The sequence below is a fragment of the Lactococcus sp. genome, assembly GCF_036648155.1.
Lineage (GTDB): Bacteria > Bacillota > Bacilli > Lactobacillales > Streptococcaceae > Lactococcus > Lactococcus cremoris.
In genome coordinates this window covers 167,848-184,225 of record NZ_JAVXIY010000005.1, presented here as the reverse complement: position 1 = coordinate 184,225, position 16,378 = coordinate 167,848, and the positions used below count along the sequence as shown (strand labels likewise).

The 16,378-nt window shown below is 37.8% G+C and carries 16 protein-coding genes; 7 read left to right on the top strand and 9 right to left on the bottom strand.

Annotated elements, in window-relative coordinates; genetic code table 11:
* Positions 1-459 carry a hypothetical protein gene (locus RSC39_RS06715; protein ID WP_042747795.1) on the top strand — a complete coding sequence of 153 codons (459 nt, stop codon included), beginning with the start codon at positions 1-3 and terminating at the stop codon, positions 457-459.
* Positions 460-467: 8 nt separating this feature from the next.
* Here the strand turns inward: RSC39_RS06715 and rsmG are convergent, their stop codons facing one another.
* The 6 genes from rsmG to RSC39_RS06685 all read right to left on the bottom strand — a co-directional run bounded on the left by rsmG (position 468) and on the right by RSC39_RS06685 (position 5,146).
* Positions 468-1,184, bottom strand: a complete 717-nt coding sequence (rsmG, locus tag RSC39_RS06710; RefSeq protein WP_063282358.1) for a 16S rRNA (guanine(527)-N(7))-methyltransferase RsmG — start codon at positions 1,182-1,184, stop codon at positions 468-470.
* Positions 1,181-2,140: a polyprenyl synthetase family protein gene (locus tag RSC39_RS06705; RefSeq protein ID WP_063282357.1), complete on the bottom strand. Its 960-nt coding sequence runs from the start codon at positions 2,138-2,140 to the stop codon at positions 1,181-1,183. The genes rsmG and RSC39_RS06705 overlap by 4 nt, the downstream gene beginning before the upstream one ends.
* Positions 2,131-2,661: a Gx transporter family protein gene (locus tag RSC39_RS06700; protein WP_021037377.1), complete on the bottom strand. Its 531-nt coding sequence runs from the start codon at positions 2,659-2,661 to the stop codon at positions 2,131-2,133. The genes RSC39_RS06705 and RSC39_RS06700 overlap by 10 nt, the downstream gene beginning before the upstream one ends.
* Complete coding sequence (locus tag RSC39_RS06695) at positions 2,658-3,065, bottom strand: NusG domain II-containing protein (RefSeq protein WP_063282356.1); 408 nt, start codon at positions 3,063-3,065, stop codon at positions 2,658-2,660. The genes RSC39_RS06700 and RSC39_RS06695 overlap by 4 nt, the downstream gene beginning before the upstream one ends.
* 69 nt (positions 3,066-3,134) lie before the next feature.
* Positions 3,135-4,076, bottom strand: coding sequence for a UTP--glucose-1-phosphate uridylyltransferase GalU (gene galU / locus RSC39_RS06690; protein ID WP_063282355.1), 942 nt, complete (start codon positions 4,074-4,076; stop codon positions 3,135-3,137).
* 41 nt (positions 4,077-4,117) lie between these two features.
* The gene (locus RSC39_RS06685; RefSeq protein ID WP_063282382.1) at positions 4,118-5,146 is read right to left on the bottom strand and encodes an NAD(P)H-dependent glycerol-3-phosphate dehydrogenase; all 1,029 of its coding nucleotides are present in this window, start codon (positions 5,144-5,146) and stop codon (positions 4,118-4,120) included.
* Positions 5,147-5,337: 191 nt separating this feature from the next.
* Between RSC39_RS06685 and RSC39_RS06680 the strand changes: the two genes are divergently transcribed.
* The 6 genes from RSC39_RS06680 to RSC39_RS06655 all read left to right on the top strand — a co-directional run bounded on the left by RSC39_RS06680 (position 5,338) and on the right by RSC39_RS06655 (position 12,703).
* The gene (locus tag RSC39_RS06680; RefSeq protein ID WP_011835023.1) at positions 5,338-5,964 is read left to right on the top strand and encodes a 5-bromo-4-chloroindolyl phosphate hydrolysis family protein; all 627 of its coding nucleotides are present in this window, start codon (positions 5,338-5,340) and stop codon (positions 5,962-5,964) included.
* Between the two features lie 141 nt (positions 5,965-6,105).
* Positions 6,106-7,284, top strand: coding sequence for a toxic anion resistance protein (locus tag RSC39_RS06675; protein ID WP_021037374.1), 1,179 nt, complete (start codon positions 6,106-6,108; stop codon positions 7,282-7,284).
* 170 nt (positions 7,285-7,454) lie between these two features.
* Entirely contained in the window at positions 7,455-8,603 is a 1,149-nt protein-coding gene (nagA, locus tag RSC39_RS06670) for an N-acetylglucosamine-6-phosphate deacetylase (RefSeq protein ID WP_043735011.1), read from the top strand.
* 386 nt (positions 8,604-8,989) lie between these two features.
* The gene (gene pfkA, locus RSC39_RS06665) at positions 8,990-10,012 is read left to right on the top strand and encodes a 6-phosphofructokinase (RefSeq protein ID WP_063282354.1); all 1,023 of its coding nucleotides are present in this window, start codon (positions 8,990-8,992) and stop codon (positions 10,010-10,012) included.
* 87 nt (positions 10,013-10,099) lie between these two features.
* Positions 10,100-11,608, top strand: a complete 1,509-nt coding sequence (pyk, locus tag RSC39_RS06660) for a pyruvate kinase (protein ID WP_021037372.1) — start codon at positions 10,100-10,102, stop codon at positions 11,606-11,608.
* 117 nt (positions 11,609-11,725) lie between these two features.
* Positions 11,726-12,703 (top strand): L-lactate dehydrogenase, encoded by a 978-nt coding sequence (locus RSC39_RS06655; protein ID WP_332536027.1) that lies wholly within the window; start codon positions 11,726-11,728, stop codon positions 12,701-12,703.
* 115 nt (positions 12,704-12,818) lie between these two features.
* Here RSC39_RS06655 and RSC39_RS06650 read toward each other — a convergent pair whose 3' ends face one another.
* Genes RSC39_RS06650 through RSC39_RS06640 form a run of 3 tightly spaced genes read right to left on the bottom strand, consistent with a single transcriptional unit; the run spans position 12,819 to position 16,376 of the window.
* Complete coding sequence (locus RSC39_RS06650) at positions 12,819-13,772, bottom strand: ABC transporter permease (protein ID WP_011676327.1); 954 nt, start codon at positions 13,770-13,772, stop codon at positions 12,819-12,821.
* A complete protein-coding gene (locus RSC39_RS06645; protein ID WP_332536025.1) occupies positions 13,769-14,863 on the bottom strand; it encodes an ABC transporter permease in 1,095 nt (364 codons plus the stop codon). The genes RSC39_RS06650 and RSC39_RS06645 overlap by 4 nt, the downstream gene beginning before the upstream one ends.
* On the bottom strand, positions 14,856-16,376 hold the full coding sequence (locus RSC39_RS06640) for an ABC transporter ATP-binding protein (protein ID WP_332536023.1): 1,521 nt from the start codon (positions 16,374-16,376) through the stop codon (positions 14,856-14,858). Before RSC39_RS06640 ends, RSC39_RS06645 begins: the two co-directional genes overlap by 8 nt.
* Positions 16,377-16,378: the final 2 nt, after the last annotated feature.

The following is a 16,378-nucleotide window of genomic DNA, read 5'->3' as shown; positions in this document are numbered from 1 at the left end:
ATGAAAAGAATTTCGCATTTTTTCATTGTTTTAATTGGAATTTGTACTGCACTTGTCCTTGGATATCTCTTCACGGTCATTTATACTGAGGTTGGAAATGCGCTATTAGTCCATGATAGTAAAACAATTACACTTTATAAAGTTTTAACAGAAATCAATTTTAGTTCAATTGCCGTCGCTTTTGGTATGGCTTTTGCTTATATGTTCTTATTAGATTTGCTGACAGTACTTGCGGTCCATTCTTGGCATCGAGTTCAAAACAAGAAAAAATCGAAATACCAGTCAAAAATTGCTCATTTTTGGTTTCGTTATCGGACGATACATCTTACCTTTATTTTACTTTCAGTCTTCATTACCTTATCGCTTACTGCACCAGCAATGATTATGAATAGCTTTACGGCCATTGTTTCAATCTCAGTGCTTATTAGCAACTTGACCAAAAAAATCGGCAATGATTAGCCGATTTTTTATTTTATTGGACTTTTAGCAGGAGTGCCTGCTTTACGTGGATATTTCTTTGGTGTTTCTTTTTTCTTTTCAATGACGGCAATGTGGCGTTCATCGCCATTAGGCAATTCATAAGCGACTTCCTTGATGAATTTTCCGCCCAGAATTGCAATGGCTTTTTTAGCATCTGTTAATTCTTCTTCAAATTGAGCTGCTTTTAATGACAATAAATTACCATTTTTCTTGAGAAAAGGAATTGTAAATTCTGATAGGACGGAGAGTCTAGCAACTGCACGGGCAGTCACAAAATCAAAAGTTCCGCGATAATTAGCATCCTGACCAAAATCTTCAGCTCGTCCGTGAAGTAAAGTCACGTTTTCGAGGCCTAATTCCTCTGTCAGTAAACTTAAAAAATTAATTCGTTTGTTTAAAGAGTCAATGATTGTTACCTCTAGTTCAGGGAAAATAATTTTCATTGGTAAGCTAGGAAAACCAGCTCCGGCCCCAATATCTAAAATGCTGACAGGTTGGTCAGTAATCAATCCATACAAAATTGGCGCAACCGAGTCATAAAAATGTTTTAAATAGACTTCGTTTTTTTCGGTAATTGCGGTCAGATTAATTTTTTCATTCCATTCAACCAAAAGTTCAAAATAGCGTTCAAACTGTTTGATTTGTTTATCAGAGAGTTGAATATCAAATTCTGTCAGTGCTGACAAAAATTCATCAGGGGTCATAAAGTTCGCTCCAAAAGTTTTCTAGTAATTTCAGCAATCAGCTCTCGATTCTCACCTTTAGGTAATTTATCGATTAAATTCAAAGCTGAGAGGGTATAAGATTTCGCAAGTGCTTTTGTTTTTTCAAGGGCATCAGAAGTTTTGATAAAATCATAAACTTCATCGAATTTTTCATTTTTAATTAAGTCAGAAACGAGAGCATTGTTTTCCTGTAAAGCAAAGAGGACAGGAGCCGAATAAATGCCTTGTTTGATGTCCTCAAGGACTGGTTTACCAAGGGTTTGAGCCGTTGAGGCATAGTCCAAATAATCGTCCATGATTTGGAAAGAAATTCCAATATTCATGCCGATTTTGTAGGCTCGTTTTGTCAGAGCATTATTCTTGGAAATCAAAGGAGCAACAGAAGCAGAAAGTGCAAAAAGTTCTCCCGTTTTTCCCGAAATGTTTTCAATATAATCATCCAAAGTTTGTTGAAGATTAAAATGATGATTAAGTTGACCCAATTCGCCACCTAACAAACGCTCAATTGACCCAATGTTTTTAGTTAAATTTGACAATTCTAATGAGTGTTCTGACATTAAACGAAAGACAGCAATAAAGAGATAGTCGCCGGCATAAACAGCAATTTCAGGCCCATATTTTGCTGACAAGGTGGCAACTCCACGTCGGGTATCAGCATGATCAATCACATCATCATGTACTAAAGTTGCCGTGTGCATCATTTCGACAGAAGCAGCAAGAGCCAATCGCTCGCTCTCTGAAAGGTCAGTGAATCCTGAAAATAGAAGCAGATAAGCAGGGCGTAACATTTTCCCACCTGCATCAAAAATATCAAAAATAGCCGATTTGACATCAGAATTCTTGATGGTAACATGGCTTTTCATTAATTGATGTACTTGAGCTAATTCCTTCTCAAGTGCTGGATAGTCTTTCCAAAAGTTATTTTTTAAGTCCATTGTTTACTCTCTTTGATAAATAGTTCCTGTATGGGTTTAACCCGTGAAATTAATTGATTCCCGGCAATACCAATCGCAAAACCAGCTAGTATTCCAAAAAAGGCAAGCCATGGCAAATATAGCATGACAGAAGTTGTTTTCGCTAAAAGTGAAGCCATAGCTAACTGGCCAAAATTATGGAAAAATCCACCAACAGTTGAAATACCAATCAGTGAGACTAGCTTTGGTCCAAATTGCTTCATTAAGTACATGGCTAATAAAGATAAAATTCCGCCAGCAAAAGAATAGAGAAAGACAGAAAATCCAGTAAAAAGTGCTGTTATTAAAAGACGAAGAATTTGCATGACCCAAACCTGTTGCCATTTCAAAGTAAAGACAGCAATAATCATGACTAAATTGGCCAATCCTACCTTAGCTCCAGGAGCAAAAGCAAAAAAAGGCGGCAGTGTGCTTTCAATGATTCCCATGACTACTGCAGCAGCAGTTAATAAGGAAACATAAACGTATTCTTTGATATTCATACCTTATAATCTACCTGTTCGTCTTTTTGACCACTCATCACTTCAATCACTAAATTGTGAGGTAAACAAACGATTGTTTCCCCTGTTTTAGAAATAAAGCCTCGTTGGACATCAATTTGGTCTTTACAATTCGCTTCAACAACTGCAATTTCGCCGTTTTTTACCTCTATTTTGTTATAGTCGCCATCTTTATCACGGTAAGTCCAAGTTTGATTTTTTTTCAAATCAAATGTTTTTATGACTTTCCCGCTAATCCGAAGCTCGGCTTTGGCTCCAGTAGAACCAGTAGCAAAAAGGAATATTGTTGAAAAGGAAGCAATAAATAACACGAAAATGATAACAAAATCAAGCGGTTTCGTTTTTATTGTTTTTAAAAAAATTATCGTGTTTTTAAAGAAGTTCATTAAGATTAATTATAGCAAAATTAATGAAAAAATTCACGAAATCAAAAAGAAAAAGCCAATAGGCTCTTCTTATTTTTTCGTATTTTGTTTTGGCTCATCTTTAGAAAGTTCTTTAGCTTTTTCGATGATATAATTTCTCAAATTGTCGCCGATTTGTGGATGTTCTAAACCATATTCGATTGTTGTTTCCACAAAACCAAGTTTATCACCTACATCATAACGTTTCCCAGTAAATTCATGAGCAAAGACACGTTGTGTTTTATTCAAACGTTCAATCGCATCAGTTAATTGAATTTCATTTCCAGCACCAGGTACTTGTGTTTCTAAAACATCAAAAATTTCTGGAGTCAAGAGGTAACGACCGATAATTGCAAGGTCTGAAGGAGCTTCCTCAACTTTTGGTTTTTCAACAAAACGTTCAACATTGTAAAGACCTTTAGAAACTTCACCATTTGGGTCGATTACTCCGTATTTGTCAACCTCATCATGAGGTACTTTCATTACAGCGATTGTTGAAGCATGAGTTTTTTCATAATCATTAATCAAGTCTTTAGTCAAAGGAGTTTCATTGCCTGTGATATTCATCAAATCATCACCAAGCATAACTACAAAAGGTTCGTTGCCAACAAAAGCTTTGGCTTGAAGAACAGCGTGTCCCAAACCTTTTGGATGAGATTGGCGGATAAAATGAAGGTTGATATCTGTTGTTTCTTCAACAAGTTTAAGTAATTCTGTTTTTCCCTTTTCAAGCAAATTTTGTTCAAGCTCAATATTTGAGTCAAAATGGTCTTCAATTGGACGTTTTGCTTTACCAGTTACAATCAAAATGTCTTCAATTCCAGATTTCAAAGCTTCTTCAACGATGAATTGGATAGTAGGTTTATCAACAATTGGTAACATTTCTTTGGCAATGGCTTTAGTTGCTGGTAAAAAGCGAGTTCCAAGACCGGCGGCAGGAATAACAGCTTTACGAACTTTTCTGGCTTTGTTAGGTACTGTAGTTTGTTTCATGATAATTAACTCCTTTATTTAATTAGTAAAATCGAATTTTTTTATTTATTAATATTAATGAATTCATTTTCAGCGCGAGTTTCGCGGCGCATGATATCAAGAATTCCTGATTTTGCATCAAGATTTTCATAAAGAACTTTGTAAATTGTTTCAGTGATAGGCATGTCAATTCCAAGTCGTTGAGCAAGCTCATAAGCTGCTTTAGTCGTTGAAACTCCTTCAATAACCATTCCCATATTCTTTTCGATATCTGCTATTTTTTCACCGCGGCCAAGAGCATCGCCTGCCCGCCAATTTCGTGAATGAATGGACGTCCCTGTTACAATAAGGTCACCGACTCCGGAAAGACCACTGTAAGTTAAAGGTTCAGCTCCCATGGCAACGCCTAATCGAGTAATCTCGGCAAGCCCACGGGTAATAATTGCTGCTTTAGCATTGTCACCAAAACCAAGACCGTGTAATGCCCCTGCTCCAACCGCGATAATGTTTTTAAGAGCACCAGCTGTCTCGACTCCAATCACGTCAGTATTAGTATAGAGACGGAAATAGTCATTACTAAAGATGGATTGAGCATATTTTGCTTCATCATGATCGATAGAAGCTGCAGAAATCAAAGTGATGTCGCGAACAATCGTTTCCTCAGCATGAGAAGGGCCAGAAACGACAACGATCTCACCGCGAAATTGAGCTGGAATTTCTTCTTCAAGAATTGTCGAAATTCGGTCATGTGTCCCTTGTTCAAGCCCTTTTGAAGCATGTAGGATATGAACTTTATGTTTAAGGACTTGGGCAACTTGTTTTGCAACCAATCGTGTAACTTTCGTTGGTACAACAAATAGGATGGCATCAACATTTTCCAAAGCTAAATCTAAACGACTATATGCCTTTATTTTTTCATCTAAGACAACATCTTTAAAGTAGCGTGTATTCGTATGTTTTTCATTTATCTCGGCCATTTGTTCTAGGTTGTTTCCCCAGATACGAACTTCATGACCATTATCATTAAGAACTTGTGAAAGAGCAGTTCCCCATGAGCCTGGACCTAAAACTGCAATTTTTTGTGGATTCATAGAAATGATCCTTTCTTTCATTTTGGTTTCCTTTACATTTTAACATAAGCAAGAATAAAAATCAGCCCTAAGTATGATTTAGGGTTTAAATATTATGATAAAATAGAGATATATCCGAAAGGTTATTCTTAAAATTGAAATTTAAAAATTAGAAACTTGTGAAAACAGGACACAAGCGGGAGGAAAAAAATATGCCAGTCAGTTTATTTATGAATCATCACGGGATGATGTTTGGTTATGGTCATCTAGGAATCGTGAATGTGATTTTTGGTTTAGTTCTCTTTTTCTTAATAATAAAAATGATTATAGGTATCAGTTTTATGCGCAAAAATTCGACTGAAAAAGAAGAGAGGTATCAGGACAAAGGAATGAGTAAAAAAGAAAATATTGAACGTTACCACGAAGCAGGACTTTCTGATACAGACATCAAAATATTTCGTGAAAACTTATCTGAAGCCAAAGAAAACATCAAAACTTGGGAAAAATTATTGAAAAAAGAAGATGATTTACAAGTTGTTGAGTCAGTAACAGGTGGCTTAGATGCTAGTAAGCATACTTTCAAATATATTGTTCAAAATCCACAAGAACTTACTAAACAAAATGAGTTTCTTTATAAAGACTTGCCAAATATGGTCAAATTGTCAGAGAAATTTATCGAGATGAAGAAACAATCAGTAAGAACCGAAGATATTAATCGTGATTTAGATGAGACTCTATTATTGATAAAAACATTGTCTAATTCGATTTCTAAAAATTACCACGAAATACTGATGGATGATGTGAATGTCATTAAACATCAAGTTGATTTTGACAAATAAATTTACTGACAAGATTAAATAATTTTTGTCAGTAAAAACTGACGATTCTGTCAATAAAAGACGAATATTCCTGTCAATTTTGGCAGGAATCATTTATAATATAAAGTAAGTAATCTAAGACTAGTAAAGGAAAATAAAGATATGGACAACCCAATTTTAGATGATTTGATGACGAATGATAAAGTCATCAAAGAAGCAGACCAATTAGATGAGCAACAAAAATCAGAAATTGTAAAAATGCATCAAAATGCCTCATTGGCAGCTGTAGAAGTCCTTTCTACTGACGAATTAGAAAAAGCAAAAGAATTATCTAAACAATTGGATGAATCAAGTGCCCAATCTGTCATTAATTATGGAGCGAGTGCTCAAGATAAAATTTCAGCATTTTCGCAAAGTGTCTTAAATAAAGTTCAAGCCCAAGATTTAGGTGAAGTTGGCTCATCACTAACAGACTTGATGTTCAATTTGCAACAAGCCAATCCCAACGAATTGGTTGCTGAAAACAAAGGGATTTTTACCAAAATGTTTGGTAAAGTTAAACGCTCGATTTTTGAAGTGACTCAAAAATATCAAAAAATCGGAGCTGGAATTGACAAAATTTCGGCCAAATTAAATAATGAACAACAAGGGCTTTTGCAAGATAATGAAATGCTTGACAAACTCTATGATGAAAACCTGAATTATTTCAAAGCCTTGAATGTTTATATTGCAGGGGCCGAATTAAAAGTTCAAGAATTGGACACTGAAATATTACCTCAAGCACGCAAGGAAGCGCAAGAATCTACTGACAATGCCTTAATTGTTCAAAAAGTGAATGATTTAGAATCATATAAAAATCGTTTAGAAAAACGAGCCCATGATTTACGGCTTGCTCGTCAGCTGACCATCCAACAAGCCCCACAAATCCGTTTGATTCAAAACACCAACCAAGAATTGGCTGAAAAAATTCAAACTTCCATAAATACTGCGATTCCTCTTTGGAAGAACCAAGTGGCGATTGCTTTGACTTTGTTGAAACAAAAAGATGCATTGACTAGCCAACGGATTGTTTCTGAAACAACCAATGATTTGTTGCGTAAGAATTCAGAAATGCTTAAAGCTTCAACAATTGAAGCCGCAACAGAAAATGAACGTGGCTTAGTTGATATTGAAACATTGAAATTAACTCAACAAAACCTAGTGGATACTATCCAAGAAACCATGCGTATTCAAGCGGAAGGACGTCAAAAACGTCAACAAGGTGAAGTTGAACTTTCTAAGATGGAAGAAGAAATTAAAGAAAAATTGTTACAATTATCAAATAATAAACAATTAAATTAAATTTTAAAATTACTGACAGAAATTGACCAGCATTCTTATCCGCCAACGTGTGATAGATAAGCTCTGACGAAGCTGTCAGTAATTTTTTTATTCTGATAATTGGTATATACTGTTTATTGACAAAAAAGATAAAGGGTGCTAAAATTAAAGAAAAAGAAGAGGAGATATTTATGACTTACTATATTAAAGCAGATCAATTTTTCTACGCTTATGAAACAAAAAAAGGTGGTTTCTTAGAAATTACTGATGGAAAATTTGGAGAATGGACAGAAGAAGCGCCAGCAGGAGCTGAAATCTTAGATTATTCAGGACAATCTATTGCCCCAGGATTAGTTGAAACACATATTCATGGTTTCGGTGGTGCAGATGCCCAAGATGCTGAAGTAGAAGGAATCATGGGGACAATGTCAGAAGGATTATTGTCAGCAGGAGTTACTTCATTTTTGCCAAGTCCTTTAACAGATGACCATGAAGGCTTGAAAGCGGTCTGTACAGTTGTAGGAGAACACTACCAAGAAGCACGCGGAGCTAAAGTACGTGGTATTTTCTTTGAAGGTCCTTTCTTTACAGAAGAAAAGAAAGGGGCTCAAAACCCTAAATACATGCGTGATGCTAAAATGTGGGAGCTTGAAGATTGGCAAGAAGCTGCACATGGAATGCTTAAGAAAATTGGTCTTGCACCAGAACGCGAAGGTTCAGAAGACTTTATTCGTAAAGCGACTGAATCAGGGGTTGTCATTGCCTTAGGCCATTCAAACGCGACATATAAGCAAGCAGTTGCCGGTGTTCAAGCTGGAGCATCTGTATGGGTTCACACATTCAATGGGATGTCAGGAATGACCCACCAAGAACCAGGGATGGTTGGAGCAATTTTAAATACTCCAAATACTTACGCTGAATTAATTTGTGATGGTCACCATGTTCGTCCAGAAGCCGCTGAAATTGTTGTGAAAATGAAAGGCGCTGACCATGTTGTTTTGATTACAGACTCAATGCGTGCCGCAGGACTTCCTGATGGTCCTTATATGCTTGGAGAATACGAAGTAGAAGTGCGCGATGGTGCAGCTTGGCTTCCAACAGGCCGCCCAGCCGCTTCAATTTTAACACTTAAAACAGCCGTTAAAAATGTGATTGACTGGGGGATTGCTACACCAGCAGAAGCAGTTATGATGGCTTCGTTAACACCAGCAAAATCAGTAAATATTGATGATGTTTGTGGACAAATCAAACCAGGGCTTGCAGCTGATTTCATCGTATTAGACAATGAATATGATTTAGTTGCGACTTATCTTGATGGTGAAAAACGTTACGAAGCATAATCTTGAAAATGAATTTCGAAAGGAATTCATTTTTTTATGAAAATAATTTCAATTTTCAAAATGAATAATTAGAAAAATAAACAAAAAAGTAAAAGATTCTTTACTTTTTTGTTAAAATATAAAAGAATAGAATGGCTAATATTGTGTCATATTATAGAAGAATAAGAAGCAAATGAAGTCTAAAAAAATTATTTGAAAATGTTAGAAAACCCTTGCAAAATAAGGCTTAGAAAAAAAGAAACAATGAAAACGTTTCATACAGTTTGTAAAGAGATTTTTTTATAAATACGTGATATAATGAACTAGACAACAAATGAACATGGTAAAAATATTAATAACGTTTACGTATTTTTGCTGTGTATCTCAATTTCGGAGGACAGATTTAAATGAAACGCATTGCAGTTTTGACTTCTGGTGGTGATGCCCCAGGGATGAATGCGGCTATTCGTGCAGTTGTTCGCAAAGCAATTTCTGAAGGTATCGAAGTTTACGGTATCAATCACGGATATGCGGGCATGGTTGCGGGAGACATTTTCCCGCTTACGTCAGCTTCAGTTGGTGATAAAATCGGTCGTGGTGGTACATTCTTGTACTCAGCACGTTTCCCAGAATTTGCTCAAGTAGAAGGACAACTTGCTGGGATTGAGCAACTTAAAAAATTCGGTATCGAAGGTGTCGTTGTAATCGGTGGTGACGGATCTTACCATGGAGCTATGCGTCTTACAGAACATGGTTTCCCAGCTGTTGGACTTCCAGGCACAATCGATAACGATATCGTAGGAACTGATTTTACAATTGGTTTTGATACAGCTGTTTCAACAGTCGTAGATGCCTTGGATAAAATCCGTGATACTTCATCATCACATAACCGTACTTTCGTTGTAGAAGTAATGGGACGTAATGCTGGAGATATCGCTTTGAATGCTGGTATCGCTGCTGGTGCGGATGATATTTGTATTCCAGAAAAAGAATTTAAGATTGAAAACGTAGTGAACAATATCAACAAAGGCTACGAAAAAGGTAAAAATCACCATATTATTGTCCTTGCAGAAGGTGTGATGTCTGGTGAACAATTTGCTACAAAACTTAAAGAAGCTGGTTATAAAGGAGACCTTCGTGTTTCTGTTCTTGGACACATCCAACGTGGTGGTTCACCAACAGCTCGTGACCGTGTTCTTGCTTCACGTATGGGAGCTCGTGCCGTTGAATTGCTTCGTGATGGAATCGGTGGCGTAGCCGTTGGTATCCGTAATGAAGAACTTGTAGAAAGTCCAATTCTCGGAACTGCTGAAGAAGGAGCACTCTTTAGTTTGACTACTGAAGGTGGCATCAAAGTAAACAACCCGCATAAAGCCGGTCTTGAACTTTACCGTCTTAACTCAGCACTCAACAATCTTAACCTTAACTAAGTTACTGCAAATCTGTTTCTAGTTAAGTGTTAAACGCATAATTAGGGCAGAGATATATAATTAATCATTATAGGAGAAAAACACAAAATGAATAAACGTGTAAAAATCGTCTCAACTCTTGGACCTGCTGTCGAAATTCGTGGTGGCAAAAAATTTGGTGAAAGCGGCTATTGGGGAGAATCTCTTGACGTCGAAGCATCAGCAAAAAACATTGCAGCTTTGATTGAAGAAGGCGCAAACGTCTTCCGTTTCAACTTCTCACACGGTGACCATCCTGAACAAGGTGCTCGTATGGCAACTGTTCACCGCGCTGAAGAAATCGCTGGTCACAAAGTAGGTTTCTTGCTTGATACTAAAGGTCCTGAAATGCGTACAGAACTCTTCGCTGATGGTGCTGATTCAATCAGCGTTGTTACTGGAGATAAATTCCGCGTTGCAACTAAACAAGGTCTTAAATCAACTCCTGAATTGATTGCCTTGAACGTAGCTGGCGGACTTGACATCTTTGATGATGTTGAAATCGGTCAAACTATCTTGATTGATGATGGTAAACTTGGTTTGTCATTGACTGGTAAAGACGCAGCAACTCGTGAATTCGAAGTTGAAGCACAAAATGATGGTGTTATCGGTAAACAAAAAGGTGTTAACATTCCTAACACTAAAATTCCTTTCCCAGCCCTTGCTGAACGTGACGATGCAGATATCCGTTTCGGTCTTTCACAACCTGGTGGAATTAACTTTATCGCTATCTCATTCGTACGTACTGCAAATGACGTTAAAGAAGTACGTCGTATTTGTGAAGAAACTGGTAATCCACACGTACAACTTTTGGCTAAAATTGAAAACCAACAAGGGATTGAAAACCTTGATGAAATCATCGAAGCAGCTGATGGTATCATGATTGCTCGTGGTGACATGGGTATCGAAGTTCCATTTGAAATGGTTCCAGTTTACCAAAAATTGATTATCAGCAAAGTCAACAAAGCAGGTAAAATTGTTGTAACTGCAACAAACATGCTTGAATCAATGACTTACAACCCACGTGCGACACGTTCAGAAATTTCAGACGTATTTAACGCTGTTATTGACGGAACTGATGCTACAATGCTCTCAGGTGAGTCTGCTAATGGTAAATACCCACGCGAATCAGTTCGTACAATGGCTACTGTTAACAAAAACGCTCAAACAATGTTGAAAGAATACGGACGTCTTCACCCAGAACGTTACGACAAATCAACTGTAACAGAAGTTGTTGCTGCATCAGTTAAAAATGCTGCAGAAGCTATGGATGTTAAATTGATCGTTGCTTTGACTGAATCTGGTAACACAGCTCGTTTGATTTCTAAACACCGTCCAGATGCTGATATCTTGGCTATCACATTTGACGAAAAAGTTGAACGTGGATTGATGATCAACTGGGGTGTTATCCCAATGATGACTGAAAAACCTGCATCTACTGATGACATGTTTGAAGTTGCTGAAAAAGTTGCATTGGCTTCTGGTTTGGTTGAAGCTGGCGACAATATCATCATCGTTGCTGGTGTTCCAGTTGGTACTGGTCGCACTAATACAATGCGTATCCGCACTGTTAAATAATTTGTCAATTAATGATCTAAAACAATACAGCCTGCCGCTATCGACAGGCCCTATTGTTGATTAGATTAACTTATATAAAAATACTCGTTTATAATTTGAAAGGAATTAAAGAAAATCATGGCTGATAAACAACGTAAGAAAGTTATCCTTGTTGGTGACGGTGCTGTAGGTTCATCATACGCTTTTGCCCTTGTTAACCAAGGAATTGCACAAGAATTAGGTATTGTTGACCTTTTTAAAGAAAAAACTCAAGGAGATGCAGAAGACCTTTCTCATGCCTTGGCATTTACATCACCTAAAAAGATTTACTCTGCAGACTACTCTGATGCAAGCGACGCTGACCTCGTTGTCTTGACTTCTGGTGCTCCACAAAAACCAGGTGAAACTCGTCTTGACCTTGTTGAAAAAAATCTTCGTATTACTAAAGATGTTGTAACTAAAATTGTTGCTTCAGGATTCAAAGGAATCTTCCTCGTTGCTGCTAACCCAGTTGACATCTTGACATACGCAACTTGGAAATTCTCTGGTTTCCCTAAAAACCGTGTTGTAGGTTCAGGTACTTCGCTTGATACTGCACGTTTCCGTCAAGCATTGGCTGAAAAAGTTGACGTTGATGCTCGTTCAATCCACGCATACATCATGGGTGAACATGGTGACTCAGAATTTGCTGTTTGGTCACACGCTAACGTTGCTGGTGTTAAATTGGAACAATGGTTCCAAGAAAATGACTACCTTAACGAAGCAGAAATAGTTGAATTGTTTGAATCTGTACGTGATGCTGCTTACTCAATCATCGCTAAAAAAGGTGCAACATTCTACGGTGTTGCTGTAGCCCTTGCTCGTATTACTAAAGCAATTCTTGATGATGAACATGCAGTACTTCCTGTATCAGTATTCCAAGATGGACAATATGGAGTAAATGATTGCTACCTTGGCCAACCAGCTGTAGTTGGTGCTGAAGGTGTCGTTAACCCAATTCACATTCCATTGAACGATGCTGAAATGCAAAAAATGGAAGCTTCTGGAGCTCAATTGAAAGCTATCATCGATGAAGCTTTTGCTAAAGAAGAATTTGCTTCTGCAGTTAAAAACTAAAAATAAAAAAGAGTTAGTAGAGAATTTCAACTAACTCTTTTTTTATATTTAAAAGTTTGCTTTAAACTATAATAAAAAAGTCTGTTCATCGACAGGCTTTTTTATTTTTAGAAATTTATTTGGATTTGATATAGTTTACCCCGTCAGCTTTAGGCGCAATTGCTTTTCCAAGGAAGAGTGCCAAGACAATAATTGTAAAGACATAAGGTGCCATTTGTAGGAATGAAGAAGGGATTTCTTTGATTCCTGGGATTTGACCACCGACAACGGCCAGTGAAGTAAAGAGTCCAAAGAGAAGTGATGATAGCATTGCTCCAATTGGATTCCATTTACCAAAAATCATGGCTGCAAGCGAAATGAAACCTTGTCCTGCAATAGTTGAAACTGAGAAGTTACCAGAAATTGCTTGAGCATAGATTGCTCCACCAACTCCTCCGAGAACACCAGAGAGAAGTACCCCAGCCCAACGATAGGCATAAACGTTAATCCCAAGGGTGTCAGCTGCTTGAGGATTTTCACCAACAGAACGAAGGCGAAGACCAAAGCGAGTTTTAAATAGGACGTACCAAGCGAGAATTGCAACAACTATTGCAAGGAAACCTGGGAGTGAAGTTTGAGTAAAGAAGATTTTACCAATGACAGGAATATTAGAAAGTAAAGGAACGTTCCAATAACCAATTTGTTCATTGATATTAATTTGACCTTGTTGGTAGAAAACTTGAAGTAGGAATACTCCAAGTGCTGGAGCCATCAAGTTAAGTACGGTCCCAGATACGATATGGTCTGCTCTAAGGTTGACGGTAGCAACCGCGTGAAGAGAAGAGAAGAGCGCACCGATTAAAGCTCCAAAGAGGATTGAGAGCCAAGGGGTCATGCTTCCAAACATCCCGGCAGTAGTTAAGTTGAAGACAACGGAACTAAAGGCACCGATAGTCATTATTCCTTCGAGACCGACATTGACGATTCCGCCTCGTTCGGAGAAGACACCACCAATACTTGTAAAGATTAGAGGTGTTGAATAGATGAGCATATTAGCGACAATAATCTGTAAAGTGTTTACGACGTTCATGCTTTTTCTCCTTTCTTCTTAGCGGCTTCTGAAGCTTTGATTGCCTTAGCTTTTGGTAGCATGACTTCGATAATGAATTTCACTGCGATGAAGAATATAATTGCAGCAGTGACAACTTTAACGATTTCTGGTGGAATACCATCGTTTGTCATACCAGGTGCACCTGTTTGAAGAATAGAGAAAAGAAGAGCGGCAAAGAGAATACCGATAGGACTATTACCGCCAAGAAGGGCAACAGCCATCCCATTAAATCCGATATCAAGGGATGCCGATTGAGAGACAAAGTTTTGCATGTATCCAAACCCATAAACAACACCACCAAGACCAGCGAGGGCACCGGCAACAACCATAGATAAGATAAGGGTACGTTTTGCTGAGATACCAGCATATTCTGAAGCGTCAGGATTTAAACCAACTGCTTTAATTTCAAACCCAAGAGTTGTCTTAGTGAAGATAATGGCCATAATCACAAGGGCAATTAATGCAATGATTAGTCCGATATTCAAGGTTGAATTATCAGTTAATGAGGACATCCAATTGGTTCTAAATGAAGCATTTGCACTAATTAATTTTGTTTGGTCAGTAGTATTGTCCATCAAAATGTTTTTTTGGAACATACTGTGTATCATAAATGTTGAGAAGAACAACATAATATAATTCAACATAATCGTTGTGATAACTTCGGAGGTGCCAAGTAGAGCTCGAAGAATACCGGGTATGAATCCCATAAATGCTCCAAAGACCATTCCGATAATTACAACTAAAGGAATCATCAGTAAGCGGGGGATATCTGGGAAACTTAAAGCAAACCACATGGAACTAATCCAACCAGCTAATGCTTGACCTGACATACCGATATTGAAGAGGCCGACTTTCATGGCAACGGCAAAGGATAGAGCAGTCAAAATCAAAGGTCCCATAGTTTGTAGGGTTTCACCAATGGATCTTGCACTTCCTAAAGCAGAAATAAAAAGATCTTCGTAACCCCAAATCGGGTTATAGCCAAAGGCTAGCATGATAATCGCACCTAACAGGAAACCAAAAACAATGGCAATGAGAGGAACGAGGACTTTTCTTGTTTTATTATTCATTAATGTTACCTCCAACCATTAAAATACCGAGTTCTTGTTTTGTGGTTGTTTCAGGGCTTACAATTCCCTGAATTTGTCCATCGTGAATTACAGCGATTCGGTCAGAGACATTAAGAATTTCATCAAGTTCAAAAGAAATAACAAGGACTGCTTTTCCTTCATCACGAGCTTGGATTAAACGTTTATGAATATATTCAATCGCTCCAACGTCAAGACCACGTGTGGGTTGGGAAACGATAAGTAAGTCGGGATTACGGTCGATTTCTCGGGCGATAATTGCTTTTTGCTGATTACCACCAGAAAGAGATGAGGCAGAAACCCATTCACCAGCTCCACGGACGTCAAATTCTTCCATAAGTTCACGAGCATGACTGTTGATTTTATTGTAATCTAGAAAACCATATTTGCTCATTGGTGGTTTGTAGTAGGTTTGCAAGGCAATATTTTCAGCGACTGTCATTTCCAAAACGAGTCCGTCACGATGTCTGTCCTCTGGAACGTGTCCAACTGATTGCTCAGTTATTTTTCGAGGGCGTTGATTAGTAATGTCCTTATTGTGAAGCTTGATAGAACCTGAATCCACTTTTGTTAAACCAGTGATTGCTTTTACTAATTCTGTCTGTCCATTACCATCAATTCCGGCTACTCCTACGATTTCACCAGCACGAACATCAAGTGATAATCCTTTTACTTTTAGGGAGCCACGACTTTCTTTGATATTAAGGTCTTTAATTTCTAAGACGACATCTTTAGGTTGGGCAGCAGCTTTTTCAGTAATAAATGAGACAGAGCGTCCGACCATGAGTTCTGCAAGCTCTTGATTGGTTTTGTCGCCAAGCTCAACGGTATCAATAGATTTACCACGACGAATGACTGTGATACGGTCAGCTACGGCACGAATTTCATCCAACTTATGGGTGATCAGAATGATTGACTTACCTTCTTTAATCAAGTTTTTCATGATTTGCATCAATTCTGTAATTTCAGCAGGAGTCAAAACGGCAGTTGGTTCATCAAAAATTAAGATATCTGCCCCGCGATAAAGTGTTTTTAAAATCTCGACACGTTGTTGCTGACCAACAGAAATATCACGAATGAGCGCATCAGGTTCAACAGAAAGACCATAACGCTCAGAAAGTTCAAGAATTTTTTTCTTAGCAGTCTTTAAATCGAGGTTGATTCCTTTAGTAACTTCATTACCAAGGATGATGTTTTCAGTAACTGTGAAGGCGTCAACTAACATGAAGTGTTGGTGAACCATTCCGATACCGAGGTTTGCTGCTTTAGAGGGGGAATCGATGCTTTCGAGCTTTCCCTTGACGTGGACTTCGCCTTCGCTAGGCTCGAGGAGTCCTGAGAGGATGTTCATCAAGGTTGACTTACCGGCTCCATTTTCGCCGAGCAATGCATGAATCTCACCTTTCTTCAACTCAAGATTGACCTTGTCGTTTGCGACAAAATCACCAAAACGTTTGGTGACATCAATCATTTGAATGACAGTTTCATTTGCCATAG

Excerpts from the sequence above, each read along its gene's own strand:
- RSC39_RS06655 (WP_332536027.1), top strand. The coding sequence starts at position 11,726 with ATGGCTGATAAACAACGTAAGAAAGTTATCCTTGTTGGTGACGGTGCT.
- RSC39_RS06650 (WP_011676327.1), bottom strand. The coding sequence starts at position 13,772 with ATGAACGTCGTAAACACTTTACAGATTATTGTCGCTAATATGCTCATC.
- pfkA (WP_063282354.1), top strand. The coding sequence starts at position 8,990 with ATGAAACGCATTGCAGTTTTGACTTCTGGTGGTGATGCCCCAGGGATG.
- RSC39_RS06640 (WP_332536023.1), bottom strand. The coding sequence starts at position 16,376 with ATGGCAAATGAAACTGTCATTCAAATGATTGATGTCACCAAACGTTTT.
- RSC39_RS06705 (WP_063282357.1), bottom strand. The coding sequence starts at position 2,140 with ATGGACTTAAAAAATAACTTTTGGAAAGACTATCCAGCACTTGAGAAG.
- pyk (WP_021037372.1), top strand. The coding sequence starts at position 10,100 with ATGAATAAACGTGTAAAAATCGTCTCAACTCTTGGACCTGCTGTCGAA.
- RSC39_RS06685 (WP_063282382.1), bottom strand. The coding sequence starts at position 5,146 with ATGAATCCACAAAAAATTGCAGTTTTAGGTCCAGGCTCATGGGGAACT.
- RSC39_RS06695 (WP_063282356.1), bottom strand. The coding sequence starts at position 3,065 with ATGAACTTCTTTAAAAACACGATAATTTTTTTAAAAACAATAAAAACG.
- RSC39_RS06645 (WP_332536025.1), bottom strand. The coding sequence starts at position 14,863 with ATGAATAATAAAACAAGAAAAGTCCTCGTTCCTCTCATTGCCATTGTT.
- RSC39_RS06675 (WP_021037374.1), top strand. The coding sequence starts at position 6,106 with ATGGACAACCCAATTTTAGATGATTTGATGACGAATGATAAAGTCATC.
- rsmG (WP_063282358.1), bottom strand. The coding sequence starts at position 1,184 with ATGACCCCTGATGAATTTTTGTCAGCACTGACAGAATTTGATATTCAA.
- RSC39_RS06715 (WP_042747795.1), top strand. The coding sequence starts at position 1 with ATGAAAAGAATTTCGCATTTTTTCATTGTTTTAATTGGAATTTGTACT.
- RSC39_RS06700 (WP_021037377.1), bottom strand. The coding sequence starts at position 2,661 with ATGAATATCAAAGAATACGTTTATGTTTCCTTATTAACTGCTGCTGCA.
- galU (WP_063282355.1), bottom strand. The coding sequence starts at position 4,076 with ATGAAACAAACTACAGTACCTAACAAAGCCAGAAAAGTTCGTAAAGCT.
- RSC39_RS06680 (WP_011835023.1), top strand. The coding sequence starts at position 5,338 with ATGCCAGTCAGTTTATTTATGAATCATCACGGGATGATGTTTGGTTAT.
- nagA (WP_043735011.1), top strand. The coding sequence starts at position 7,455 with ATGACTTACTATATTAAAGCAGATCAATTTTTCTACGCTTATGAAACA.